The following is a 21,563-nucleotide window of genomic DNA, read 5'->3' as shown; positions in this document are numbered from 1 at the left end:
TAGCCTTTTTGGCTATTTTAATAGATATCTTCTAAATCTGAAAAAAATAAACTAATTGCTTTTTCTATTTTATTTTTTTCTTTAATTAATATTTTTTTATTTTTTTCTATAAATTCTTTATTTGAATAAAAAATAGGATAAGATATACTTATTGCAGCAATTATTTTATTATTGTGTTCTATATTTATGGCCATACATTCGATTTGAGGATTCATTTCTCCGCTTTCTAAGGCTATTTTTTCTTTCTTAATTTTTTTTATTTGTTCGTATAATTCATCTATATTTTTTAAGGTGTTTCGAGTTATTTTTTTAAAATTTTCGGGATAAAGTATTTTTAATTCATTTTTTGTTTTGTTTGATAATAAAGCCTTACCCAAAGATGTTGCATAAGCAGGATATGAAGTTCCTATAAAAGATTTTAATTGTATTTGATCATTAGCATCTAACTTTTCTAAGTAGAGAACATTATTTTCTTTTAAAATACCCATTTGGCAAGTTAAATTTGTTAGATCTCTAATGTTTTTCATATGTTTTTTAATAAGCTCAAAGATACTATTTTTATATTTTATATTACAGCTTAATTCTAAAATTTTAAAATCTAAAGAATAACTTTTATAACTTAAATTGCATTTTATATATTTTTGTTTTTGTAAAGTTTGTAAAATAGGTGAAAGTGTTCCTGTTGGAATATTTAATTTTTTAGCTATTAGACTTAATGTAAGTTGTTCTTTTGAATTGGCAATTAATTCTAAAATTTTTATAACTCTAAGAGTAGGTTGATGCATAAAATTATCCTTTTATTGATTGCATTTTATTTATAAATTTTATCACATTTTTTACTTTTGGTAACATAAAACATTTTTTTTGATTTATTTTATCATTTGCATTTTAAAGACAAAAGTCTATCTAAAGAGGCAAATATAAAATAATTATGTTTTTTTGACTCTTGATTTTTTTTAAATAATTTTGTTATATTTTTTTGTATATAAATAAATTTTTGTATATACAAAAAAATATAAGGAGATAAAATGGGAATTTTAAAAGGGACATTACCAGCTTTACTTACGCCTTATTCCAATGATGGCATGATTAATGAAAAAGAATTTATTCGTTATTGTGAATTTGGAATTGATAAAGGTTTAGATGGATTATTTTGTAATGGTAGCGCAGGGGATTCTCAAGCTTTGAGTGTTAAGGATCAAATCAAACTAATGAAACTTAGCAAGGAAGCAGCCAAAGGTAAGGTGCCCATTATTACAGGTATCACTTCAAATGTTTATCAAGATACAATTATTTTAGCAGATGAGGCTTATAAATTAGGACTCGATGCACTTTTGCTTGCTATGCCTTATTATTATAAATTTGATGAAGAGACTCTTTTTGAATATATCAAAGATTTAGTCTCAAAAGTCAAGCTTCCTTTGTATATTTATAATATTCCACTTTTTGCACCCGCTTTGAGTTTAAGTTTTATAGAAAAAATTTCAAAACTTAACAATATAGCAGGTCTTAAAGATAGTAGTGGAGATGCTTTGCTTTTAAATCACATTCTGGATATGGTACCCCAAAATTTTGATGTTTTTGTAGGAAGAGAAGAAATTTATGCAGAAGCTTTATTTTTAGGTGCTAAAGGTTCTATGACAAGTATCGGAGGTATTTTTCCAGAACTTATGAGTGAAATTTATAAAACAATGAGTGAAAAAAAATATGAAAGAGCGCTATTAATACAAAAGAGTCTTTTAAAGGTTATAAGATTTGGAATGAGTATATCTTTTCCTATGGGATTTGCTTTATTGTTAAAGGCTAGAGGGTTTGAATTTGCAAATGCAACTATACACCCTTTGTCGTCTATTACTAAAGAAAAATTAGATATGTGTTTCAATAAAGCAAGAGAATTGATTAAGACTATAGAACAAGAAACTGGGGTAAAAATTTTATGAATGATTTTATTATAGTGAGCGAAAAAGATAATGTAGCTACTGCTTTACGTAATTTTAAAAAAGGAGAAGAGGTGGCAAATATAAAACTTAAAAATGATATTACTAGTGGACATAAATTTGCACTTAAAGATATTAAAACCAACGAAGCAATTATTAAATATGCAGAGGTTATTGCAAGTGCAAATTGTGATATTAAGGCTGGAGAATGGGTACATATTCATAATATATCTGGTATTCGAGGACGTGGCGATAAGGAGTAAAGTAATGAAAATTATGGGTTATAGAAGAGAAGATAGTAAGTTAGGATTAAGAAATAAAGTTATTATTATACCCAGTGTACATTGTGCTAACAAAGTGTGTGAAAATATAGCTAAACAGTGTCAAGGATCAGTTTATATTAATCATCAACATGGTTGTTCTCAACTTGAATTTGATGCTTTGCAAACTAGAGATGTTTTAATAGGTCATGGTACAAATGCTAATGTTTTTGGGGTTTTAATTGTTGGACTTGGTTGTGAAGTGATACAAGCTAAAGTGGTGGCTGAAAAAATTAAACAAACAACACCTTATAAAAAAGTTGAATATTTGGTAATACAAGAATGTGGCGGCAGTAAAAATACAATAGATAAGGGTGTAAAAATAGTTAATGATATGCTTAAAGCTGCTTCAAATTTACAAAAAAGCGAAGGTGATTTTAGTGATTTAATTTTAGGAACAGAATGTGGAGGAAGCGATAGCTATAGCGGGCTTAGTGCTAATCCTGCTTTGGGTAGTTTAAGCGATTTGATCATTGATCAAGGTGGTGCTGTCATTTTGGCTGAGACAACTGAACTTATAGGATGTGAAGCTATACTTGCAAAAAGAGCTAAAAATGATGAAGTAGCAAAAAAAGTATATGAGAAAATCTTGGGTTATGAAAATTTAGTTAAATCCTTTCACACTGATATTCGTGGAGCAAATCCAAGTCCGGGAAATATAGCAGGTGGGTTAAGCACCATAGAAGAAAAATCTTTAGGTTGTGTTTATAAAGCAGGAACTCGAACTTTAATGGATGTGATTGATTATGCAAAACCTGTGGTTTCTAAGGGACTTACTTTTATGAATACCCCTGGGAATGATATTGAGCAATTAAGTGCTATGGTAGCTGGAGGGGCAAATATTTGTGTATTTACTACAGGTCGTGGAACACCTACAGGATCTGCAATTACTCCTACAATTAAAATGAGTTCAAATACTTTTTGCTATAACAATATGAATGATGCTATTGATGTTAATGCAGGGGATATTATAGACGGTAAAAAAACTAAAGAAGAAGTGCGAGACGAATTAATAAATTTAATCATACGAATTTCTAATGGAGAATTGGTAAAAGCAGAAATTAATGAACAAAATGATTTTTCTGTTTGGAGACTTGCTACAACTTGCTAATAAATATTATTTTGGCATGATTTTTGATTAATAAAAGGAGAAAAATATGGATTTAAAAATTAAAAATAAAGTTTGCATCATAACAGGAGGTGCTAAAGGTATTGGTTATGCAATTGCTAAATTATGGGCCAAAGAGGGTGGAATTGTTGTGATTTTTTCAAGAAGTATGCCAAAAGAACATGATAGTGAGTTAAGAGAATTATGTCCAAATTATACTTTTTATGAAATTGACTTAAAAGATTATGAGCAAATATCTCAATTGGTTAATGAGGTGGCAAATAAATATAATAATATTTACGCTCTTGTGAATAATGCAGGAGCAAATGATAACTTACATATTGAGAATACAAGTGTTCAAGATTTAATAAAATCTTATGAAAACAATCTTTTTCACTATTATGCAATGACTAAAGAGTGTTTGCCTTATATTAAAAAAGAGCAAGGAAGTATTTTAAATATAGTTAGTAAAACAGGTATTACAGGTCAAGGTAGAACTAGTGCTTATGCATCAGCTAAGGCTGCACAAATTGGATTTACTAGAGAATGGGCTTGTGCCTTTGCCAAGGATAATGTTAGAGTAAATGCTATTGCTCCTGCTGAAGTGATGACTCCGCTTTATGAAAAATGGTTACAAAATTTCCCTAACCCTGAAGAACAATATAAAAAAATTGCAAAAGCCATTCCTTTAGGACATCGTTTCACTACCGTAGAAGAAATTGCAAATACGGCCGTTTTTACCCTAAGTCCATTAGCTTCACATACTACGGGACAGATTTTAATTCCAGATGGAGGTTATATTCATTTAGATAGAGCTTTAAATTGGGATGAAGACTAAGAGATAAGGATATCAAATGACTAATTCAAAAAATATCAAAATTGCAATCGTTTTAGTAACTTCACTTTTCTTTTTATGGGGTGTAAGTTATGGACTTATAGATGTGATGAATAAAAATTTTCAAAATCACCTTCATGTCACTCAGCATGAAAGCGGATTTTTGCAATTGGCTTATTTTGGGGCTTATTTTATTATTGCTTTGCCTGCAGGCTATATAGCCAATAAATATTCTTATAAAATAGGAATTATGTTCGGTTTAGCATTATATGCTATAGGATCTTTACTGATTATACCTGCAACCAATTTAGCTTCTTTCCATTTGTTTTTGTTTGCATTTTTTATTTTAGCTTGTGGTATAGGATCTTTAGAAGCTAGCGCAAATCCCTATATGGTAAAACTTGGAGATGAAAAAAATGCAAGTTTTAGAATCAATGCTGCTCAAAGTTTTAATGGTTTTGGGCAATTTTTAGGACCTATTATAGGTGGAGCTTTATTTTTATCTATCACTAAACAAGGACAAAATGCCAGTAAAGAACAAATTGAAGCTGCATTGGTAGAAAATATGGGAAATGTTCAGCTTGTGTATGTTGGAATTGCTGCTATTGTGATTTTAATCTTAATTGCTTTTGCCTTAAATAAAATTCCTGAAGGTTCAGCTGTAAATAGTGATTATAAACAAAAAGATTATTTTAAATCTATAGAGGTTTTTAAACATAGACATTTTAATTTAGGACTTTTAGCACAATTTTTATATATAGCAAATCAAGTTGCTGCTGGGGCATTTTTTATCAATTATGTAGTTGAGCATAATGAAAATTTAAAGGATGAACAAGGTGCTTATTATTTTTCTATAGCTTTGGTGGCATTTATGATAGGGCGTATTGTTTCGACACCTTTAATGAAAAAAATTAAAGGAGAAAATATCTTAGGTATATATTCTTTTATAAATACCATTTTATGTATAGCACTTTATTTTGTTCATGGCTTTTTAAGTATAGTTGTACTCATAGCTGTATTTTTCTTTATGTCCATTTCTTTTCCAACGATTTTTGCTATAGCGACAAAAAATTTACCTTTTAATCAAGTAAAATTAGGTGGATCTTTGCTAGTAATGAGTGTGGTTGGAGGAGCTATTATGCCTAGCATTGTAGGTTTGATTAATGATCATTATAATACAAGTACGGGGTATTTAGTAATGGCGCCTTTATTTTTATATATTGCTTGGTATGGATTTTTTGGTTCAAAAATAGAGGTTTAAAATGCAAAGGATTTTTGATACTCATTTACATCTTTGGAATTTGCAAGAATGTTCTATTTCTTGGGTTAATTCATACAAAGAATTAAATCAAAATTTTGATTTTAATCAAGCAATAAAAGAATATAAAAACTTTGAGTTTCTCGGTGCTATGTATGTTGAAACAAATAGCGATGATAAGGATAAAGAAGCTTTATTTGCTTTAAAATTAAAAAAGCTTTATGGGTTAAAACTTTGCTTAGCAGATTTGAAACATAAAGAAGAAATTTGTGCTTTTAGAGAGGTTATGCACACGAGTTTTAAAGGTGCTAAAAGATTGTTTGAAGCTGATTTTAAAGAGTTTATGAAAATTCTAGAAAAAGCACAGATAGTTTTTGAAGCTTGTTTAAAAAATAAAGAATTAGTATTTTTAGAGCAATTTTTAAGAGAAAATACAAATTTAAAGGTTGTTTTAGATCATATGGGCAATCCTGATATTAATTGCTTTTGTGATTATAAAAAAGATTTGCAAAGATTAAAAAAATTTTCAAATTTCTATATCAAACTTTCATCGCCAGATCATTTTTCGATGCAAACTTCTCAAGAATTTATTTTTGAGCTTTTCTCATTTTTGAAAGAAAATTTTAGCGAAGATAGATTTTTATTTGGTAGCAATTACCCAGTATCAAAATTAAGTCCAAATAAATGGGCAAATTTGATTTTAAAAAGTGAAGTTTTTGAAAATTTAGATGCAATTTTTTATCAAAATGCTTTAAAACTTTATAAAGGAGGTTAAATGCAAAGGTATGGTCAAATCATAAAAATCAAAAAAGAGAAAATTCAAGAATATAAAGATCTTCATAAAAATCCTTACAAAGGAGTTTGTGAAATGATTAAGGAGTGCAATATACAAAATTATTCCATTTATCTTTTTGGAGAGTATTTGTTTGCATATTTTGAGTATATAGGAGCTGATTTTGAAGCAGATATGGCTAAAATGACGAGGGATAAAAATACACAAAAATGGTGGAAAGTAACAGATCCTTGTCAAATATCTTTAGGTTATGCGGGACAAAAATGGCTCAATATGGAAGAAGTGTTTCATTTAGATTAAGAAGGAGAGATAATGACAACTTATTATAATTTTATTAATGGGGAATTTATTCCTCATAAGGGTGAATTTTTTGAAGTTTTAAATCCAGCAACTAAAGAAGTAATTTCAAAAGTTGCTAGTGCAAGTTTAGAAGATACTCAAAGAGCTATTGAGGTAGCTAAAAAAGCTCAAAAATCTTGGGAGGCAAAACCAGCTATACAAAGAGCAAATCATTTAAAAGAATTAGCAAATTTGATACGAAAAAATGCTGATTTTTTAACTCATGTTTTGATGCAAGAACAAGGAAAAACTAAAGATTTGGCTAGCGTAGAAATTCATTTTACGGCAGATTATATAGATTATACAGCTGAATGGGCTAGAAGATATGAAGGTGAAATCATACAAAGCGATAGGGCTAATGAACATATATATCTGTACAAGAGCGCTATTGGAGTTGTTGGTGGAATTTTGCCTTGGAATTTCCCATTTTTTCTAATAGCGAGAAAAATGGCTCCAGCCTTATTAACGGGAAATACTATTGTTATAAAACCAAGCAGTGAAACTCCAAATAATGCTTTTGAATTTGCAAAGCTTGTTTCGCAAAGTTCTTTGCCTAAAGGAGTGTTTAATTTGGTGGCTGGAAAGGGCAGTATAGTAGGACATGAATTATCAAGCAATAAAGATATAGGCATGGTAAGTCTTACAGGAAGCGTTGAGGCTGGAGTTAGGGTTATGGAAGCGGCGGCAAAAAATATCATAAAAGTTTCTTTAGAGCTTGGAGGAAAAGCACCTGCTATAGTATGCAAGGATGCAGATATTGATTTGGCTGTAGAGGCAATAAAAGCAAGTAGAATTTGTAACAATGGTCAAGTTTGCAATTGTGCTGAAAGAGCTTATATCCATAAAGATGTATATGATGAATTTGTAGATAAATTTGTAAAAGCTATGAGCAAGGTGAGCGTAGGAAATACACTCAAAGGAAATTTTGATATGGGTCCACTTGTCAATCAAGCAGGTGTGGATAATGCATTGGGAATGCTTGAACGTGCGAAAGCTAAAGGTGCTACTGTAGAATGTGGTGGAAAAATAACTGATACAAGTGGATATTATTTTCCAGCTACTGTACTTACAAATGTTAAGCATGAGGATGAGATTATGCAAAAAGAAATTTTTGCTCCTATTATACCTATTGCAAAATTTGATACATTAGATGAAGCGATTGATATGGCAAATGATTGTGAATATGGGCTTACAAGTTCTATTTATACCCAAAATTTAGATATAGCAATGAGAGCAAGCAGAGAAATTAAATTTGGAGAAACTTATATTAATCGTGAAAATTTTGAAGCAATGCAGGGTTTTCATGCAGGATTTAGAAAAAGTGGAATAGGGGGAGCTGATGGCAAACATGGTCTTGAAGAGTATTTAGCTACTCACGTAGTTTATTTACAATATAATACAGAAAAACAATAATTTATTTTTTTACCTTAATCTAATTCGTATGTTTTTAGATTAAGGTTTTTTTGAAATTGAAAAATTTTGATTTATAGCTACAATTTTATTTTATTTGACACTAAAATAGAGAAAATGCCTTAGCAAATATAAATAAAAGATAATTTTAATAAAAACTAAGCAAATTTTAGATATTATTCAAGGTTTATTACATTATTTAAAGAAAGGAATTATTGTGCCAACCATAAATCAATTGGTTAGAAAAGAGCGTAAAAAAGTTTTAGAAAAATCTAAATCTCCAGCGCTTAAAAATTGTCCACAAAGAAGGGGAGTTTGCACTAGGGTTTATACAACAACTCCTAAAAAGCCAAACTCAGCGTTAAGAAAAGTTGCCAAAGTAAGACTTACTAGTGGCTTTGAAGTAATTAGCTATATCGGTGGTGAAGGTCATAATCTTCAAGAACATAGTATTGTTTTAGTACGTGGTGGTAGGGTTAAAGACTTGCCAGGTGTGAAATATCACATTGTGCGTGGTGCGCTTGATACAGCAGGTGTTGCAAAAAGAACAGTTTCTCGTTCTAAATATGGTGCTAAGCGTCCTAAGGCAGGTGCTGCTAAGTAAAATTAAAGACAGACAAATCCGTTTGATTTGATTTTGTTTGAGTAAAATTAAAAATTTGAAGGAATAATAATGAGAAGAAGAAAAGCTCCGGTAAGAGAAGTTTTACCTGATCCGATTTATGGTAATAAAGTAATCACAAAATTTATTAATTCTTTAATGTATGATGGAAAAAAGAGTGTTGCAACAACTATAATGTATGGTGCTTTAGAAGCTATTGATAAAAAAGGTGGCGAAAAGAAAGGAATCGATATTTTTAATGAAGCTATTGAAAATATCAAACCTCTTTTAGAAGTTAAATCTCGTCGTGTAGGTGGTGCTACTTATCAAGTTCCAGTTGAAGTAAGACCTGCTAGACAGCAAGCTTTGGCTATTCGTTGGATTATTTCTTTTGCAAGAAAAAGAAGCGAAAGAACAATGATAGAAAAACTTGCAGGAGAGCTTTTAGATGCTGCTAACAGCAAAGGCGCTTCCTTTAAGAAAAAAGAAGATACTTATAAAATGGCTGAAGCAAATAAAGCATTTGCTCACTATCGTTGGTAAGAGAGGGATAAGATGTCAAGAACTACTCCTTTAAAAAAAGTTAGAAATATAGGGATTGCAGCACATATCGATGCTGGAAAAACAACAACAAGTGAAAGAATTCTTTTCTTCACTGGAATGAGTCATAAAATCGGCGAAGTGCATGATGGTGCTGCGACTATGGACTGGATGGAACAAGAAAAAGAAAGAGGTATTACGATTACTTCTGCTGCAACAACTTGTTTTTGGAAAGATCATCAAATCAATCTTATTGACACTCCAGGCCACGTGGATTTTACCATTGAAGTTGAAAGATCAATGCGTGTTTTAGATGGCGCTGTAGCTGTTTTCTGTTCAGTTGGTGGAGTTCAACCTCAATCAGAAACTGTTTGGAGACAAGCAAATAAGTATGGGGTTCCAAGAATCGTTTTTGTTAATAAAATGGATAGAATTGGTGCTAATTTTTATAATGTAGAAGATCAAATTCGCAACCGTCTAAAAGCAAATCCAGTTCCACTTCAAATTCCAATTGGCGCTGAAGATAATTTTAAAGGTGTTATCGACCTTGTAACAATGAAAGCTTTAGTTTGGGAAGATGACACAAAACCAACAGATTATGTTGAGAAAGAAATTCCAGCAGAATTGAAAGAAAAAGCTGAAGAATATCGTACTAAGATGATAGAGGCAGTTTCTGAAACTTCTGATGAATTGATGGAAAAATATCTCGGTGGAGAAGAATTAACTCTTGAAGAAATCAAGTCAGGAATTAAAGCTGGATGTTTAAGTCTTGCCATCGTTCCTATGCTTTGCGGAACGGCTTTTAAAAACAAAGGTGTTCAGCCTTTATTGGATGCTGTTGTAGCTTATTTACCAGCTCCTGATGAGGTAGCAAATATCAGAGGTGAATATGAAGATGGTACAGAAGTTTCTGTAAAATCAACTGATGATGGTGAATTTGCGGGACTTGCTTTTAAAATTATGACCGATCCATTCGTGGGACAACTTACTTTCGTGCGTGTTTATCGTGGCAGCTTAGAAAGTGGTTCTTATGCTTATAACTCTACAAAAGATAAAAAAGAAAGAATCGGTCGTCTATTAAAGATGCACTCAAATAAAAGAGAAGAAATTAAAGTTCTTTACGCAGGAGAGATTGGCGCTGTTGTAGGGCTTAAAGACACTTTAACAGGTGATACTTTGGCTAGCGAAAAAGATAAAGTTATTCTAGAGAGAATGGATTTTCCAGATCCTGTTATTTCTGTTGCCGTTGAGCCAAAAACCAAAGCAGATCAAGAAAAAATGTCTATAGCTTTAAATAAACTTGCACAAGAAGATCCAAGCTTTAGAGTTTCTACTGACGAAGAAAGTGGTCAAACTATTATTTCAGGTATGGGTGAGCTTCACTTAGAAATTATCGTTGATCGTATGCTTCGTGAATTTAAAGTTGAAGCTGAAGTAGGCCAACCTCAAGTTGCTTATAGAGAGACAATTAGAAAAACAGTTGAACAAGAATACAAATACGCTAAACAATCAGGTGGTCGTGGTCAATATGGTCATGTATTTTTACGCCTTGAACCACTTGAGCCAGGAAGTGGATATGAATTTGTTAATGATATCAAAGGTGGAGTGATTCCTAAAGAATATATTCCAGCTGTAGATAAAGGTATCCAAGAAGCTTTACAAAATGGTGTTTTAGCGGGATATCCTGTTGAGGATGTAAAAGTGACTGTTTATGATGGAAGTTATCACGAAGTGGATTCATCTGAAATGGCATTTAAGCTTGCTGCTTCTATGGGCTTTAAAGAAGGAGCTAGAAAAGCAGGAGCTGTTATTTTAGAACCTATGATGAAGGTTGAAGTTGAAACCCCAGAAGAATATATGGGTGATGTAATAGGCGATTTAAATAAGCGTCGTGGTCAAGTAAATTCTATGGATGAAAGAGGCGGAAATAAAATCATCACGGCATTTTGTCCTTTAGCTGAAATGTTTGGCTACTCAACAGATCTTAGAAGTCAGACTCAAGGTCGTGCAACTTATTCTATGGAATTTGATCATTATGATGAAGTTCCAAAAAATGTTTCTGAAGAAATTATCAAAAAGAGAAATGGTTAAAAATTAAAGCGGAAGTTTTTCTTCCGCTTTTTTTTGTCCTCGTAGCTCAGCTGGATAGAGCGCAAAATTCCTAATTTTGAGGCCGTGAGTTCGAATCTCGCCGTGGACACCATTTTAAATAAATCATTATTTTCTTTCTTTAGCTTTTAATCAAATTTTCAGTAGAAGTTTTAATTAGGTATGATTGGTTGCGAAGGGGAGATTTGAACTCCCGACCTTCGGGTTATGAGCCCGACGAGCTAACCACTGCTCTACTTCGCGATAAGATATTTTTGGATGGGGTAAAGGGATTCGAACCCCTGAATGACAGGACCAAAACCTGTTGCCTTACCGCTTGGCGATACCCCAATTTAAATAAGTATTGCTTTGTAATATTTTTAAGAGAGGAAATTATATTAAAATTTAATTTATTTGTCAAGCAAATAAAGCTATAATTTTTATAAAATTAAAAAAAATGAGGAATAATAAATGAAATTTGTACGCATTGAGCAAGCTATTGAGGATTTAAAACAAGGTAAAATGCTTGTAATGGTTGATGCAGAAGATAGAGAAAACGAAGGAGATTTGATTTTTCCTGCCCAATTTAGCACAAAAGAAAAGGTAAATTTTATGATTAAAGAGGCTAGGGGTGTTGTTTGTGTAGCACTTGGAGAGAAAATTGCTAAAAAATTTAACCTTCCTTTAATGGTGCCACAAAATACTTCTAATCATGAAACTGCTTTTACAATTACAGTGGATGCTAAAGAGGCTAAAACGGGTGTAAGTGCTTATGAACGTGATATGACTATAAAAATTTTTGCAGATGATGAGGCAAAAGCAGAAGATTTTGTTCGACCTGGCCATATTAATCCTTTAATCGCTAAAAGCGGAGGAGTGCTAGAAAGGACAGGGCATACAGAAGGGACTGTGGATCTTTGTCGTTTAGCGGGATTAAAAGAAGCTTGTGTGATTTGTGAAATTGTTAAAGATGATGGAGATATGGCTCGCAGAGAAGATTTAGAAAAATTTTGCGAAAAACATAATCTTAATATGATTGCAGTTTCTGATATTATAGAATATAGATTAAAACATGAAAGTCTTATCACCTTAAAAGAAAAAAGTGATAGTTTTTTAGCAGGTTTTAAAGCTAAAAAATTTGTTTTTACTGATCATAATCATATGCAACATATTGTATTTTCTTTTGGGGAAATTCAAAAATGTACTAATGTGAAATTTCATATCAGCGGAAGCGATTTTGAGCTTTTAACGTCGGATAAATTTTCAAAACTTTTAGGACAGATTAAATTTTTACATGAAAATAGTGGAGTGATTGTTTTCATGCAAGGAGAAAAATCAAGTGCAACTCAATTTAAAAATTATGGCATAGGGGCGCAAATTTTAAGATATTTTAAAATAGAAGAGATTAAGCTTTTATCTCAAAGTTGCGATAAAGATTATATAGGCTTAGAGGGTTTTGGATTAAATCTTAAAGTCTGTAATTTTAACTAGAAAGGATAAAAATGACACTTAAAGAGCAAATTTTAGATGATATTAAAGAAGCGATGAAGCAAAAAAATGATTTCAAACGCGACGTTTTAAGGATTTTAAACGCGGCTTTAAAGCAGGTTGAGATCGATCAAAGAATCACTCTTGATGATGAAAAAATATTTAAGATCATAATTGGCGAAATAAAAAAGAGAAAGGATGCGGTAGAACTTTATACTAAAGGTGGAAGAGAAGATTTGGCTCAAAAAGAAAATGATGAAATTGCCATTCTTGAAATTTATCTACCAAAACAATTAAGTGATGAGGAATTAAAATCAGCATTAAAAAAAATAATAGAAAAATTAGGAGTAAGTTCTTTAAAAGAGCAAGGGCTTGTTATGAAAGAAGCTAAGGAAGAATTTGGAGCAAGAGTTGATGGAAAAAGATTAAATACAATTTTAAGAGAAATATTAAATTAATTTTTTAAGATTGTGCAAAAAGTTAGCATTTAGAAAGATTATCGTGCTATGATTGCAAGAAATATTTTTTTAGAGGAATAAAATGAAATTAAAAGAAATAGCGGAATTTTTAAGCTTGGAATATTATGATGAAGATATTGAAATCACTGCTTTAAATTCTCTATTAAGGGCAAATTTTACAGAGCTAACGTATTGCGATGGAGAAAAAAATGCTAAAGATATTCCTAATACTGGAGCCGCTGCGATATTAGTAACCAAAGAATATGAAAATTTGGTTCCAAAAGATACGAAAGTATTAATTACTCAAAATCCACATTTAAGTTTCGCTTTTTTAAGTAAGCTTTTTGCAAAACCTTTGTTTGAACAAGTTAAAGAAAAAAAGCAAAATATTGTCAAGAGTGCTAAAATTATGCCTAATGTTTATATAGGCAATAATGTTGATATTGGAGAAAATGTAGTTATTATGGCTGGTGCTTATATTGGCGATAATGTTAGTATAGGAGATGAGAGTATTATTCATCCTAATGTGGTAATTTATAATGACACTAAGATTGGTAAAAAGTGCCATCTTTTGGCAAATTGCGTTATAGGAAGTGATGGTTTTGGTTATGCACACAATAAAAATGGAGAGCATTGTAAAATTTATCACAATGGTAATGTTATTTTGGAAGATTTTGTAGAAATTGGGGCTTGTACAACAATTGATAGAGCTGTATTTGATAGTACAATTATTAAAGCAGGAACTAAAGTAGATAATCTTGTTCAAATAGGACACAATTGTGATATTGGAGAAAATTGTATCATTGTGGCACAAACAGGTATTTCAGGTTCAAGTCAATTAGGAAGAAATGTGGTTATGGGTGGTCAAAGTGCTACAAGTGGGCATTTAAAAATAGGAGATTTTAGTACAATAGCTGCACGAGGTGGAGTAAGCAAAAACCTTGAAGGAGGTAAAGTTTATGGAGGTTTCCCTATCATGCTTCAAAAAGATTGGCTTAAGCTTCAAGCCAAAATTGCTATAAAATTTAAAGAATGATTATAAAATAAGCATGGCATCGCCATAAGAGTAAAATCGATATTTTTCTTTTATGGCTAATGCATAGAGTTTTAAACATTGCTCTCTACCTATAAAAGATGAAACAAGCATAATAAGAGTTGATTTAGGCAAGTGAAAATTGGTTAAAAGATAATTTTGTCTTATAGGTGGATTATTTGGGTGCAAAAATAAATCACAAAATCCATTTTCTTTATGCGTTCTTGCGTAGTATTCTATACTTCTTGTTACCGTGGTTCCAATACCTAAAATAGGTTTTTTTGAATCAATAATTTCACAAGCCTTTTTTGGAATGTTAAAAAATTCGCTATGCATTTTATGCTCTTGTATGTTTTCGCATTCGACATTTTTAAAAGTGCCTGCGCCTACATGCAAAGTCAGATGATAAATTTCATGCTTTTTATTTAGATCATTAATCATTTCTTCACTAAAATGTAAACTTGCCGTAGGCGCAGCCACCGCACCTAAATTTTTAGCAAATATGCTTTGATAATCCTTAATATCATCAGTATTATCTGCCCTTTTGATATAAGGAGGCAAGGGAATATGTCCTATTTTATCAAGAAGTTCATAAAGTTCATTTGTGTTTAAGATTTTATCATTTTGATAAAAACAAACTTTACGCATTCCATCTTCTAAAATTTCAATAACTTCTGCTGTTAAGTTTTTCTCAAAATGCAAAATTTCATTGATTTTTACACGTCCTTTAATTTGAACTATAAAACTTGGTTTTTTTGAATTTAAAAAAGGTTGATGTAAAAAAAGTTCTATCTTGCCACCGCTTGATTTTTTTCCATAAATTCTTGCTTTAATAACCTTTGTATCATTAAAAAATATCACACAATCGGGTAAAATATCCTTTAGATTAGCAAAAGTGGTATGGAAAATTTTTTGATTTTTTCTTTCATAAACCAAAAGTTTAGCATTTTCTTTAGGGATTATTGGATAATTTGCTATAAGCTCTTGTGGTAAATGATAATCATAAGATAATAGAAAGAAATCTTGCTCGATCACTCTGCATCTTCTTTAGAGGCTGGATTGACTTTTTGAACAATTAAAATAGAGAGTCCATAAAGTCCGCAAAGAGGCCCTGCCATTAAAAATTGAGATAAGAAATCAGGTGGCGTCATAAAAGCAGAAAAAATAAAAATAACTAAAACAGCGATGCGAAAATGACGCTTTAAAAAAGAATCATCAATCAAACCTATTTTTGCAAAGAAAAATGCAACAACAGGCATCTCAAAAGCCAAACCAAAAGCTATAATAACTTTGATGAAAAAATCAACATAAGTCCCTAAAGTAATGACTGGATTAAAGCCTTCATTAACACTAAAATTGATTAAAAATTTAAAAGCCAAAGGCACGACAATAAAATAACAAAAACAAGCTCCCAAAGCAAACATAATGCTTGCAAAACTTACAAAAGGGATTACAAGACGTTTCTCGTTGTCATAAAGTCCTGGAGAGACAAATTTCCAAAATTGCCAAAAAATAATAGGGATACCAAAAACAAAGGCAGCAAAAAAACTTACTTTAATAGTGGTAAATAGTCCTTCTTGCATTTCAATAACATTAATATGTTTTGAAAATTCAGGTAAAACTTCTATAAGAGGAGCTTTTAAAATTTCTAAAATATAATTGCGAAAGCCAAAGCATATCAAAAATAATACAATAACAGCAACAACACTGATAAAAAGGCGCTTTCTAAGTTCGATTAAATGAGGTCTTAATTCTTCAAACATCTTGTTTTTCCATTTTTTCATCCAATGAAGTAAGTTTGGGTTTTTCATTTGGAGTTAAATTTTGCCCACTAAGATTATTTGAGGAGCTATTTTCTCTACTATCAAAAGTTAAATCCACTTTGGTTTTTTCTAAAATATCTTTTTTAAGATCATCAAATTCTTCAAAACTAAGTTTTTTTCTTATATTTTGATTGGTTGAAGAAAATTCATCTTTATATTTTTTAGCCTCTTCTTTAAGGTCATTAATACGAATTTCTTTTTCTATGCTTGATTTTGCATCATCTATATTTTTCTTTAAAGCTTTTAAAATTTTAGCTATTTGTACAATAGCTTCAGGAAGTTTATCAGGTCCTAAAACTAAAATTGCTACCACTAAAATAATTATAATTTCACCAAAACTCATATTTAAAACTTTACACTTAAAATATTTTTCAAGAAATTATTTTACTTAAAAAACTTAAATTTAAGATGAGAGATATAACGCAAGCTCGTCGCTGATTAAAAAATTAGGATTGTAATAAACCCCTTTTTTAAATTCAAGTTTTTTTTCTTTTGTAAGTAAATGAGCTTTTTCTCTTTGTTTTAAATTTAATTTTTTTTCTTGGATACCTACTGTGCTTCTAAGTCCTAAAAATAGATGTTCTAAATTTAAATCTTTTAAGCTTAGTTTTTCTATATTTCTAAAAGTAGGATTTTGTATATAGGATTTTAAATTTTTAGCTGTGTAAAAACGTTGCTTTTTATGAAATCCTACCGCACTTAAGCCACATCCTATATAATCTTTACCTTTCCAATACCCAAGATTATGTTTGCACATTGAGTTTTTATTTTTGGAAAAATTGCTGATTTCGTATTGAAAAAAGCCAAGTTTTGTTATTTCTTGGATAAAAAATTTCATTAGATTAGGAGCATTTTTTTTAAAATTTTCTTTTTTAGCAAAAGCAGTTCTTGGTTCTATGGTTAGATTATAAGCGCTTAAATGAGTGATTAAGGGTTTGATTTTTTCTAAATTTAAAAGTTCAAATTCAAGCATTTTTTTATTATCCATTTTAGTATCATAGATTAAATCTAAATTAATATTAGCAAATCCTGCTTTATGGGAGTTTTCTAAAGCTTTAAAAATCATATCTTGATCGTGAATTCTTCCAAGAAATTTTAATTTTTCAGAATGAAAACTTTGTGCTCCAAAAGAAATGCGATTAATCCCTATATTTTTCATAGCTTTAAGCCAATTTAAAGTCGCTGAATTTGGATTGGCTTCGCATGAAATTTCAGCATTTTTAGTTAAATAAGGATGTAAAATTTCAAAGATATATTCATAATTTTTTGCATCGATACAACTTGGCGTTCCACCACCTATAAAAAGCGTTTTTATTTGATTGTGATGGATGTTAAATTTTTTAAGATGAAAATTAATGTCATCGCTTAGGGCTTTAAAATAAGATTTTTCGTAATTTTCTTTTTTTAAGCTTGTAAAGGCACAATAATGACATTTGCTCTCGCAAAAAGGAATATGAATATAAAAATGCATAAATAACCCAAATAATTTTTAATCAAATTTGCTAATTTTAATCAAATTTTGATTTGATTTAAGTTAAAATAACTCCTTAAGATGGTTAAGGAAGAAAAGTGGAAAAAGAAAAAAAATATAGACCAAATGTTGCGGCTATTATTTTATCAAGCTCCTATCCTTTGGAATGTAAAGTTTTTATAGCTAAAAGAAGCGATATGGATAATGTTTGGCAATTTCCACAGGGTGGTATTGATGAGGGCGAAGAAGTAAAAAATGCTTTATTAAGAGAGCTTAAAGAGGAAATTGGCACTGATGAGGTTGAAATCATTGCTGAATATCCAGAATGGTTAAGCTATGATTTTCCTGAAAGAGTTGCCCAAAAAATGTATCCTTATGATGGACAAATTCAAAAATATTTTTTAGTGCGCTTAAAGGATAATTCTAAGATCAATATACAAACAAAACATCCCGAATTTAGCGCTTATCAATTTGTTGAGGTGAAACAAGTTTTTGAAATGATTCATCATTTTAAAAAAAATATTTATGTTAAAGTGTTAAAGTATTTTGAAGAGAAAGGTTATATCTGATGCTTATAGTTCAAAAATATGGCGGAACGAGTGTTGGTAGCTTAGAACGTATTGAAGCGGTTGCAAATCGTGTTATAGAGAGTGTAAAACAAGGACATCAATTAGTCGTTGTGGTTTCTGCCATGAGCGGAGTTACTAATACTCTCATAGAGCAAGCACAATATTTTAGTCCAAATCCCAATGGTAAAGATATGGATATGCTTTTAAGTAGCGGAGAGCGTGTTACGAGTGCTTTGCTTTCTATCGCTTTAAATGAAAAAGGATTTAGCGCTATTTCTTTTTCAGGAAGAAAAGCAGGTATTATCACAGATAGTGTTTTTAATAAGGCTAGGATTTCTTATATTGATTCTAGGGCTATAAAAGAAGCCTTAAATGAAGGAAAAATTGTTGTTATTGCTGGATTTCAAGGCGTGGATGAAGAAGGCAATGTCACGACTTTAGGACGTGGTGGAAGTGATTTGAGTGCTGTTGCTGTGGCGGGAGCTTTGAATGCGGATTTGTGTGAAATTTATACCGATGTTGATGGAGTATATACAACCGATCCACGTATAGAACCTAAGGCTAAAAAGCTTGATAAAATTTCTTATGAAGAAATGCTAGAGCTTGCAAGTTTAGGAGCTAAAGTGTTGCAAAATCGTTCAGTTGAGCTTGCTAAAAAATTAAATGTAAATTTAGTCACAAGAAGTAGTTTTAATAATAATCAAGGAACAAATATAACAAAAGAGGATGAAATGGAAAAAGCTTTAGTTAGTGGTATTGCTTTGGATAAAAATCAAGCAAGAGTAACTTTAAGAAATGTAGAAGATAAGCCAGGAATTGCGGCTGAAATTTTTTCTGTTTTAGCGGATGAAAATATCAATGTGGATATGATTATTCAAAATGTGGGAGTGGATGGAGCGACTAATTTAGGCTTTACTGTGCCTCAAAATGAATTAGAATTAGCCAAAAATGCTATGAAGAAAATTTTACATGCAGATACTATAGTAGAAAGTGATAGTGCTGTGGTGAAAGTGTCTATAGTGGGTGTTGGGATGAAGTCTCACTCTGGTGTAGCAAGTCGAGCTTTTAAGGCTTTAGCGGATGAAAATATCAATATAGGTATGATTTCTACTAGTGAAATAAAAATTTCTATGATAGTGCATGAAAAATATGGAGAACTTGCCGTAAGGGCACTTCATGAATGTTATGAGCTTGATAAATGAGTGATTTTTTAAGTTTCACGCTTGAAAATATACGCAATGGTGGAACCTTTATGGCGTGGATGGAGTCTCGTCGTTTAGAGTGGGCGCCTCTGATGCAAGTTAAGCTTAAATATTTGCTTGAAGGGCGTACTTTTGTATTGATGTGTGATGAGCAAAGATCTTGGTATGAGGAATATTTTTTAAAAAATATCAATGCAAAAGCAAATCGTCCTATGCTGCCTTTTGTTTCTTTAAATTCTTTATGCAAAAAAAGGATACAAAAAGTAGAAGAAATTGCTTTACTTAATGATTTGCTTGATATCACTTTTCCTAATGGTTATGTGTATTTTTATATAGGTTCTACTATGGATGAAAAAGCTTTGATTGCTAAATCCAAAAATGATAGTTTATTATGGCTTTTTGATGAACAATTACAAAATAGCTTTTTTCTTAATTCTAAAGATAAAGATCTTGATGTTAAGCTTATCAGTCTTTATAAGCTTTTAGATTTAAGTTTAGATGCGATTTTGTTTTCTAAGGTTATTTTAGGATAATTTTTTGTGTTTATAAGTAAGATTTTAATCAGTGAAGATTTTGAGCGTATCAAAGAAGAAATGATTGAAAAATACGGATACAATCGTTTAAGATTTATTCCCAAAGCTCCTGCAAACGATTTTTTGCTTGATGATGCAAGATTGGTTGAAAAAGAAAGTTATATAGCAGAAATTGATGAAAAAATTATTGTTTTAATGGCGTATAATTTTAGAATAGAAGCGCAAAATTTTTTATTAAAGCTCCTTGAGGAGCCTCCTAAAAATATTAAATTTCTTATAGTTATCCCTTCTAAAAATTTACTTTTACCTACGATAAAATCGCGTCTTATATGCGAAAAGCGTGATGTAAAAAAAACAAAAAATCATTTAAATTTAGATTTGGATAAAATGGATTTGAAAATAATGTTTGAATTTTTGCAAGAAAATGAAAATTTAGATAAAAATGAACTTATGGAAAAGATCATTCTTTTAACAGAACAAATGGTTAAAATAAAAGATTTTAATGCACAAGAGCTTGAATTTTTTTATGAAGCTTATGAGCTAGCAAAGCTTAATGCTAAAAGTTCTTTGATTTTAACCACTCTTTTGCTTAATTTTTATACAAAGAAATAAAATGAAATTTTATAAAATCAATCCCGATACAGATTTTAAGATAATTTGCTCTTTTATTAATCCTCATCAATTTGGACAAAAAATCATGAGCCAAAAGACACAAATTCATTTTGTTTTGATTAAAAATTTAAGCACAACGGCTGCAAATATTTTAAAACAAGACGCCTTAAGAGTAGGAGCTGAGTTAATAACTCATAAAGAGGTTATTACAGCCAATATAACTCATTCTAATGCCCTTTTAATGGCTACAAAAGAACAAATTCAAAAATTAATATCAAAAGAAAAACTGCAAGATTTCGGACTTAAAAAATTAGCTCTTTTTTTAGAAAAAGACTTTTTAAAGCCTAAAAAAGTAGAACTCATGGCAGTTATGAATATCAATAAAGATAGTTTTCACACTAATAGTCGTGTTGGCGAAGATGAATTTGAAAAAAAACTCAATGAAATTTTAGCTTTAAATCCTGATTATATAGATATTGGTGCAGTAAGTTCAAGACCAGGAAGTTATTATTGTGGTAAAGAGGAAGAATTTAAAAGGCTTAAAAATATTCTTGATTTAATTTATGCAAAAAAATATTATGAAAAAAGTATTTTTAGTTTGGATAGTTTTGATGAATATTGTTTAAAATATGCTTTAGATAGAGGTTTTAAATTGATCAATGATATCACAGGCTTAAAAAATGAAAATTTAGCCAAACTTGCAAGTGAATATAAGGCAAAATATTGTTTGATGCATATACAAAAAGATCCAAGTACTATGCAGGATAATCCTTATTATGAAGATGTGCTTGATGAAATTAGTTTGTTTTTTGAGAAAAAGCTTGAAATTTTGGATAAATACGGAGTAAAAGAAAGTATTTTAGATGTGGGTATTGGTTTTGGAAAAAGTGCAGAGCATAATATGATTTTGATCAAGCATTTGGAGCATTTTTTGCAATTTAAAAAGCCTTTGCTTATAGGAGCAAGTCGAAAAAGTGTGATAAATGCTTATTTTCCAAGTGAGATTAAGGATCGTTTAGCTGGAACTTTGTATTTACATTTAAAAGCTTTTGAAAATGGGGCAAGTATTATAAGAATGCATGATCTGTATGAGCATCAACAACTTTTTGCCTTGGCAAATGCTATGAAAAATATAGGGGTTTAAG

At 30.6% G+C, this 21,563-nt stretch carries 24 protein-coding genes and 3 tRNA genes; 20 read left to right on the top strand and 7 right to left on the bottom strand.

Features of this window, described 5'->3' with window-relative positions:
* Window positions 1–17: 17 nt before the first annotated feature.
* Window positions 18–785, bottom strand: coding sequence for an IclR family transcriptional regulator (locus tag H2277_RS00460; RefSeq protein ID WP_337200455.1), 768 nt, complete (start codon window positions 783–785; stop codon window positions 18–20).
* A 243-nt stretch (window positions 786–1,028) separates the two neighbouring features.
* On the opposite strand from H2277_RS00460, the gene H2277_RS00455 reads away from it, so the two are divergent.
* The 12 genes from H2277_RS00455 (at window position 1,029) to H2277_RS00400 (ending at window position 11,344) form a co-directional block, all read left to right on the top strand.
* Complete coding sequence (locus H2277_RS00455) at window positions 1,029–1,940, top strand: dihydrodipicolinate synthase family protein (RefSeq protein ID WP_337200454.1); 912 nt, start codon at window positions 1,029–1,031, stop codon at window positions 1,938–1,940.
* Window positions 1,937–2,200, top strand: coding sequence for a UxaA family hydrolase (locus H2277_RS00450; RefSeq protein WP_337200453.1), 264 nt, complete (start codon window positions 1,937–1,939; stop codon window positions 2,198–2,200). The genes H2277_RS00455 and H2277_RS00450 overlap by 4 nt, the downstream gene beginning before the upstream one ends.
* Window positions 2,201–2,204: 4 nt before the next feature.
* The gene (locus H2277_RS00445; RefSeq protein WP_337200452.1) at window positions 2,205–3,368 is read left to right on the top strand and encodes a UxaA family hydrolase; all 1,164 of its coding nucleotides are present in this window, start codon (window positions 2,205–2,207) and stop codon (window positions 3,366–3,368) included.
* 46 nt (window positions 3,369–3,414) lie between these two features.
* The gene (locus H2277_RS00440) at window positions 3,415–4,203 is read left to right on the top strand and encodes an SDR family oxidoreductase (RefSeq protein ID WP_337200451.1); all 789 of its coding nucleotides are present in this window, start codon (window positions 3,415–3,417) and stop codon (window positions 4,201–4,203) included.
* Window positions 4,204–4,219: 16 nt separating this feature from the next.
* Window positions 4,220–5,461, top strand: coding sequence for an L-fucose:H+ symporter permease (gene fucP / locus H2277_RS00435; RefSeq protein ID WP_337200450.1), 1,242 nt, complete (start codon window positions 4,220–4,222; stop codon window positions 5,459–5,461).
* A 1-nt stretch (window position 5,462) separates the two neighbouring features.
* Window positions 5,463–6,233, top strand: coding sequence for an amidohydrolase family protein (locus H2277_RS00430; protein ID WP_337200449.1), 771 nt, complete (start codon window positions 5,463–5,465; stop codon window positions 6,231–6,233).
* Window positions 6,234–6,551: an L-rhamnose mutarotase gene (locus H2277_RS00425; protein WP_337200448.1), complete on the top strand. Its 318-nt coding sequence runs from the start codon at window positions 6,234–6,236 to the stop codon at window positions 6,549–6,551. It abuts the gene before it with no gap.
* A 12-nt stretch (window positions 6,552–6,563) separates the two neighbouring features.
* Window positions 6,564–8,003, top strand: a complete 1,440-nt coding sequence (aldA, locus tag H2277_RS00420) for an aldehyde dehydrogenase (RefSeq protein ID WP_337200447.1) — start codon at window positions 6,564–6,566, stop codon at window positions 8,001–8,003.
* A 214-nt stretch (window positions 8,004–8,217) separates the two neighbouring features.
* Window positions 8,218–8,604 carry a 30S ribosomal protein S12 gene (rpsL, locus tag H2277_RS00415; protein WP_002782934.1) on the top strand — a complete coding sequence of 129 codons (387 nt, stop codon included), beginning with the start codon at window positions 8,218–8,220 and terminating at the stop codon, window positions 8,602–8,604.
* Window positions 8,605–8,673: 69 nt separating this feature from the next.
* Window positions 8,674–9,144, top strand: a complete 471-nt coding sequence (gene rpsG / locus H2277_RS00410; RefSeq protein WP_137623925.1) for a 30S ribosomal protein S7 — start codon at window positions 8,674–8,676, stop codon at window positions 9,142–9,144.
* A gap of 12 nt (window positions 9,145–9,156) precedes the next feature.
* Window positions 9,157–11,232 (top strand): elongation factor G, encoded by a 2,076-nt coding sequence (gene fusA, locus H2277_RS00405; protein ID WP_137623926.1) that lies wholly within the window; start codon window positions 9,157–9,159, stop codon window positions 11,230–11,232.
* Between the two features lie 35 nt (window positions 11,233–11,267).
* Window positions 11,268–11,344, top strand: a tRNA-Arg gene (locus H2277_RS00400).
* Window positions 11,345–11,417: 73 nt separating this feature from the next.
* On the opposite strand, the gene H2277_RS00395 is transcribed toward H2277_RS00400, so the two are convergent.
* Window positions 11,418–11,493, bottom strand: a tRNA-Met gene (locus H2277_RS00395).
* A gap of 12 nt (window positions 11,494–11,505) precedes the next feature.
* Window positions 11,506–11,580 (bottom strand) — tRNA-Gln (locus H2277_RS00390).
* Window positions 11,581–11,700: 120 nt separating this feature from the next.
* Between H2277_RS00390 and H2277_RS00385 the strand changes: the two genes are divergently transcribed.
* The 3 genes from H2277_RS00385 (at window position 11,701) to lpxD (ending at window position 14,211) form a co-directional block, all read left to right on the top strand.
* Window positions 11,701–12,720: a bifunctional 3,4-dihydroxy-2-butanone 4-phosphate synthase/GTP cyclohydrolase II gene (locus H2277_RS00385; protein WP_337200446.1), complete on the top strand. Its 1,020-nt coding sequence runs from the start codon at window positions 11,701–11,703 to the stop codon at window positions 12,718–12,720.
* Between the two features lie 11 nt (window positions 12,721–12,731).
* Window positions 12,732–13,175, top strand: coding sequence for a GatB/YqeY domain-containing protein (locus H2277_RS00380; protein WP_337200445.1), 444 nt, complete (start codon window positions 12,732–12,734; stop codon window positions 13,173–13,175).
* A gap of 82 nt (window positions 13,176–13,257) precedes the next feature.
* Complete coding sequence (gene lpxD / locus H2277_RS00375; RefSeq protein ID WP_337200444.1) at window positions 13,258–14,211, top strand: UDP-3-O-(3-hydroxymyristoyl)glucosamine N-acyltransferase; 954 nt, start codon at window positions 13,258–13,260, stop codon at window positions 14,209–14,211.
* Here lpxD and queA read toward each other — a convergent pair whose 3' ends face one another.
* The 4 genes from queA to hemW are packed head-to-tail and all read right to left on the bottom strand — an operon-like array spanning window position 14,212 to window position 17,502.
* Window positions 14,212–15,240, bottom strand: coding sequence for a tRNA preQ1(34) S-adenosylmethionine ribosyltransferase-isomerase QueA (queA, locus tag H2277_RS00370; protein ID WP_337200496.1), 1,029 nt, complete (start codon window positions 15,238–15,240; stop codon window positions 14,212–14,214).
* The gene (tatC, locus tag H2277_RS00365; RefSeq protein ID WP_337200442.1) at window positions 15,240–15,971 is read right to left on the bottom strand and encodes a twin-arginine translocase subunit TatC; all 732 of its coding nucleotides are present in this window, start codon (window positions 15,969–15,971) and stop codon (window positions 15,240–15,242) included. Before tatC ends, queA begins: the two co-directional genes overlap by 1 nt.
* The gene (gene tatB / locus H2277_RS00360; protein ID WP_337200441.1) at window positions 15,964–16,374 is read right to left on the bottom strand and encodes a Sec-independent protein translocase protein TatB; all 411 of its coding nucleotides are present in this window, start codon (window positions 16,372–16,374) and stop codon (window positions 15,964–15,966) included. Before tatB ends, tatC begins: the two co-directional genes overlap by 8 nt.
* Before the next feature lie 60 nt (window positions 16,375–16,434).
* Window positions 16,435–17,502, bottom strand: coding sequence for a radical SAM family heme chaperone HemW (gene hemW, locus H2277_RS00355; RefSeq protein ID WP_337200440.1), 1,068 nt, complete (start codon window positions 17,500–17,502; stop codon window positions 16,435–16,437).
* A gap of 98 nt (window positions 17,503–17,600) precedes the next feature.
* Between hemW and H2277_RS00350 the strand changes: the two genes are divergently transcribed.
* Genes H2277_RS00350 through folP form a run of 5 tightly spaced genes read left to right on the top strand, consistent with a single transcriptional unit; the run spans window position 17,601 to window position 21,562 of the window.
* A complete protein-coding gene (locus tag H2277_RS00350) occupies window positions 17,601–18,071 on the top strand; it encodes an RNA pyrophosphohydrolase (RefSeq protein WP_337200439.1) in 471 nt (156 codons plus the stop codon).
* Window positions 18,071–19,273: an aspartate kinase gene (locus tag H2277_RS00345; RefSeq protein WP_337200438.1), complete on the top strand. Its 1,203-nt coding sequence runs from the start codon at window positions 18,071–18,073 to the stop codon at window positions 19,271–19,273. The genes H2277_RS00350 and H2277_RS00345 overlap by 1 nt, the downstream gene beginning before the upstream one ends.
* Window positions 19,270–19,806 carry a HobA family DNA replication regulator gene (locus H2277_RS00340; protein ID WP_337200437.1) on the top strand — a complete coding sequence of 179 codons (537 nt, stop codon included), beginning with the start codon at window positions 19,270–19,272 and terminating at the stop codon, window positions 19,804–19,806. The genes H2277_RS00345 and H2277_RS00340 overlap by 4 nt, the downstream gene beginning before the upstream one ends.
* Window positions 19,807–19,812: 6 nt before the next feature.
* Window positions 19,813–20,418 carry a DNA polymerase III subunit delta' gene (locus H2277_RS00335; RefSeq protein WP_337200436.1) on the top strand — a complete coding sequence of 202 codons (606 nt, stop codon included), beginning with the start codon at window positions 19,813–19,815 and terminating at the stop codon, window positions 20,416–20,418.
* 1 nt (window position 20,419) lies between these two features.
* The gene (folP, locus tag H2277_RS00330; protein WP_337200435.1) at window positions 20,420–21,562 is read left to right on the top strand and encodes a dihydropteroate synthase; all 1,143 of its coding nucleotides are present in this window, start codon (window positions 20,420–20,422) and stop codon (window positions 21,560–21,562) included.
* The last annotated feature ends 1 nt before the right edge of the window (window position 21,563 follow it).

The sequence above is a fragment of the Campylobacter sp. W0014 genome (assembly GCF_020135975.1).
Lineage (GTDB): Bacteria > Campylobacterota > Campylobacteria > Campylobacterales > Campylobacteraceae > Campylobacter_D.
This window is presented reverse-complemented; position numbering and strand designations above follow the sequence as displayed.

Excerpts from the sequence above, each read along its gene's own strand:
- H2277_RS00460 (WP_337200455.1), bottom strand. The coding sequence starts at position 785 with ATGCATCAACCTACTCTTAGAGTTATAAAAATTTTAGAATTAATTGCC.
- H2277_RS00455 (WP_337200454.1), top strand. The coding sequence starts at position 1,029 with ATGGGAATTTTAAAAGGGACATTACCAGCTTTACTTACGCCTTATTCC.
- H2277_RS00450 (WP_337200453.1), top strand. The coding sequence starts at position 1,937 with ATGAATGATTTTATTATAGTGAGCGAAAAAGATAATGTAGCTACTGCT.
- H2277_RS00445 (WP_337200452.1), top strand. The coding sequence starts at position 2,205 with ATGAAAATTATGGGTTATAGAAGAGAAGATAGTAAGTTAGGATTAAGA.
- H2277_RS00440 (WP_337200451.1), top strand. The coding sequence starts at position 3,415 with ATGGATTTAAAAATTAAAAATAAAGTTTGCATCATAACAGGAGGTGCT.
- fucP (WP_337200450.1), top strand. The coding sequence starts at position 4,220 with ATGACTAATTCAAAAAATATCAAAATTGCAATCGTTTTAGTAACTTCA.
- H2277_RS00430 (WP_337200449.1), top strand. The coding sequence starts at position 5,463 with ATGCAAAGGATTTTTGATACTCATTTACATCTTTGGAATTTGCAAGAA.
- H2277_RS00425 (WP_337200448.1), top strand. The coding sequence starts at position 6,234 with ATGCAAAGGTATGGTCAAATCATAAAAATCAAAAAAGAGAAAATTCAA.
- aldA (WP_337200447.1), top strand. The coding sequence starts at position 6,564 with ATGACAACTTATTATAATTTTATTAATGGGGAATTTATTCCTCATAAG.
- rpsG (WP_137623925.1), top strand. The coding sequence starts at position 8,674 with ATGAGAAGAAGAAAAGCTCCGGTAAGAGAAGTTTTACCTGATCCGATT.
- fusA (WP_137623926.1), top strand. The coding sequence starts at position 9,157 with ATGTCAAGAACTACTCCTTTAAAAAAAGTTAGAAATATAGGGATTGCA.
- H2277_RS00385 (WP_337200446.1), top strand. The coding sequence starts at position 11,701 with ATGAAATTTGTACGCATTGAGCAAGCTATTGAGGATTTAAAACAAGGT.
- H2277_RS00380 (WP_337200445.1), top strand. The coding sequence starts at position 12,732 with ATGACACTTAAAGAGCAAATTTTAGATGATATTAAAGAAGCGATGAAG.
- lpxD (WP_337200444.1), top strand. The coding sequence starts at position 13,258 with ATGAAATTAAAAGAAATAGCGGAATTTTTAAGCTTGGAATATTATGAT.
- tatC (WP_337200442.1), bottom strand. The coding sequence starts at position 15,971 with ATGTTTGAAGAATTAAGACCTCATTTAATCGAACTTAGAAAGCGCCTT.
- tatB (WP_337200441.1), bottom strand. The coding sequence starts at position 16,374 with ATGAGTTTTGGTGAAATTATAATTATTTTAGTGGTAGCAATTTTAGTT.
- hemW (WP_337200440.1), bottom strand. The coding sequence starts at position 17,502 with ATGCATTTTTATATTCATATTCCTTTTTGCGAGAGCAAATGTCATTAT.
- H2277_RS00345 (WP_337200438.1), top strand. The coding sequence starts at position 18,071 with ATGCTTATAGTTCAAAAATATGGCGGAACGAGTGTTGGTAGCTTAGAA.
- H2277_RS00340 (WP_337200437.1), top strand. The coding sequence starts at position 19,270 with ATGAGTGATTTTTTAAGTTTCACGCTTGAAAATATACGCAATGGTGGA.
- folP (WP_337200435.1), top strand. The coding sequence starts at position 20,420 with ATGAAATTTTATAAAATCAATCCCGATACAGATTTTAAGATAATTTGC.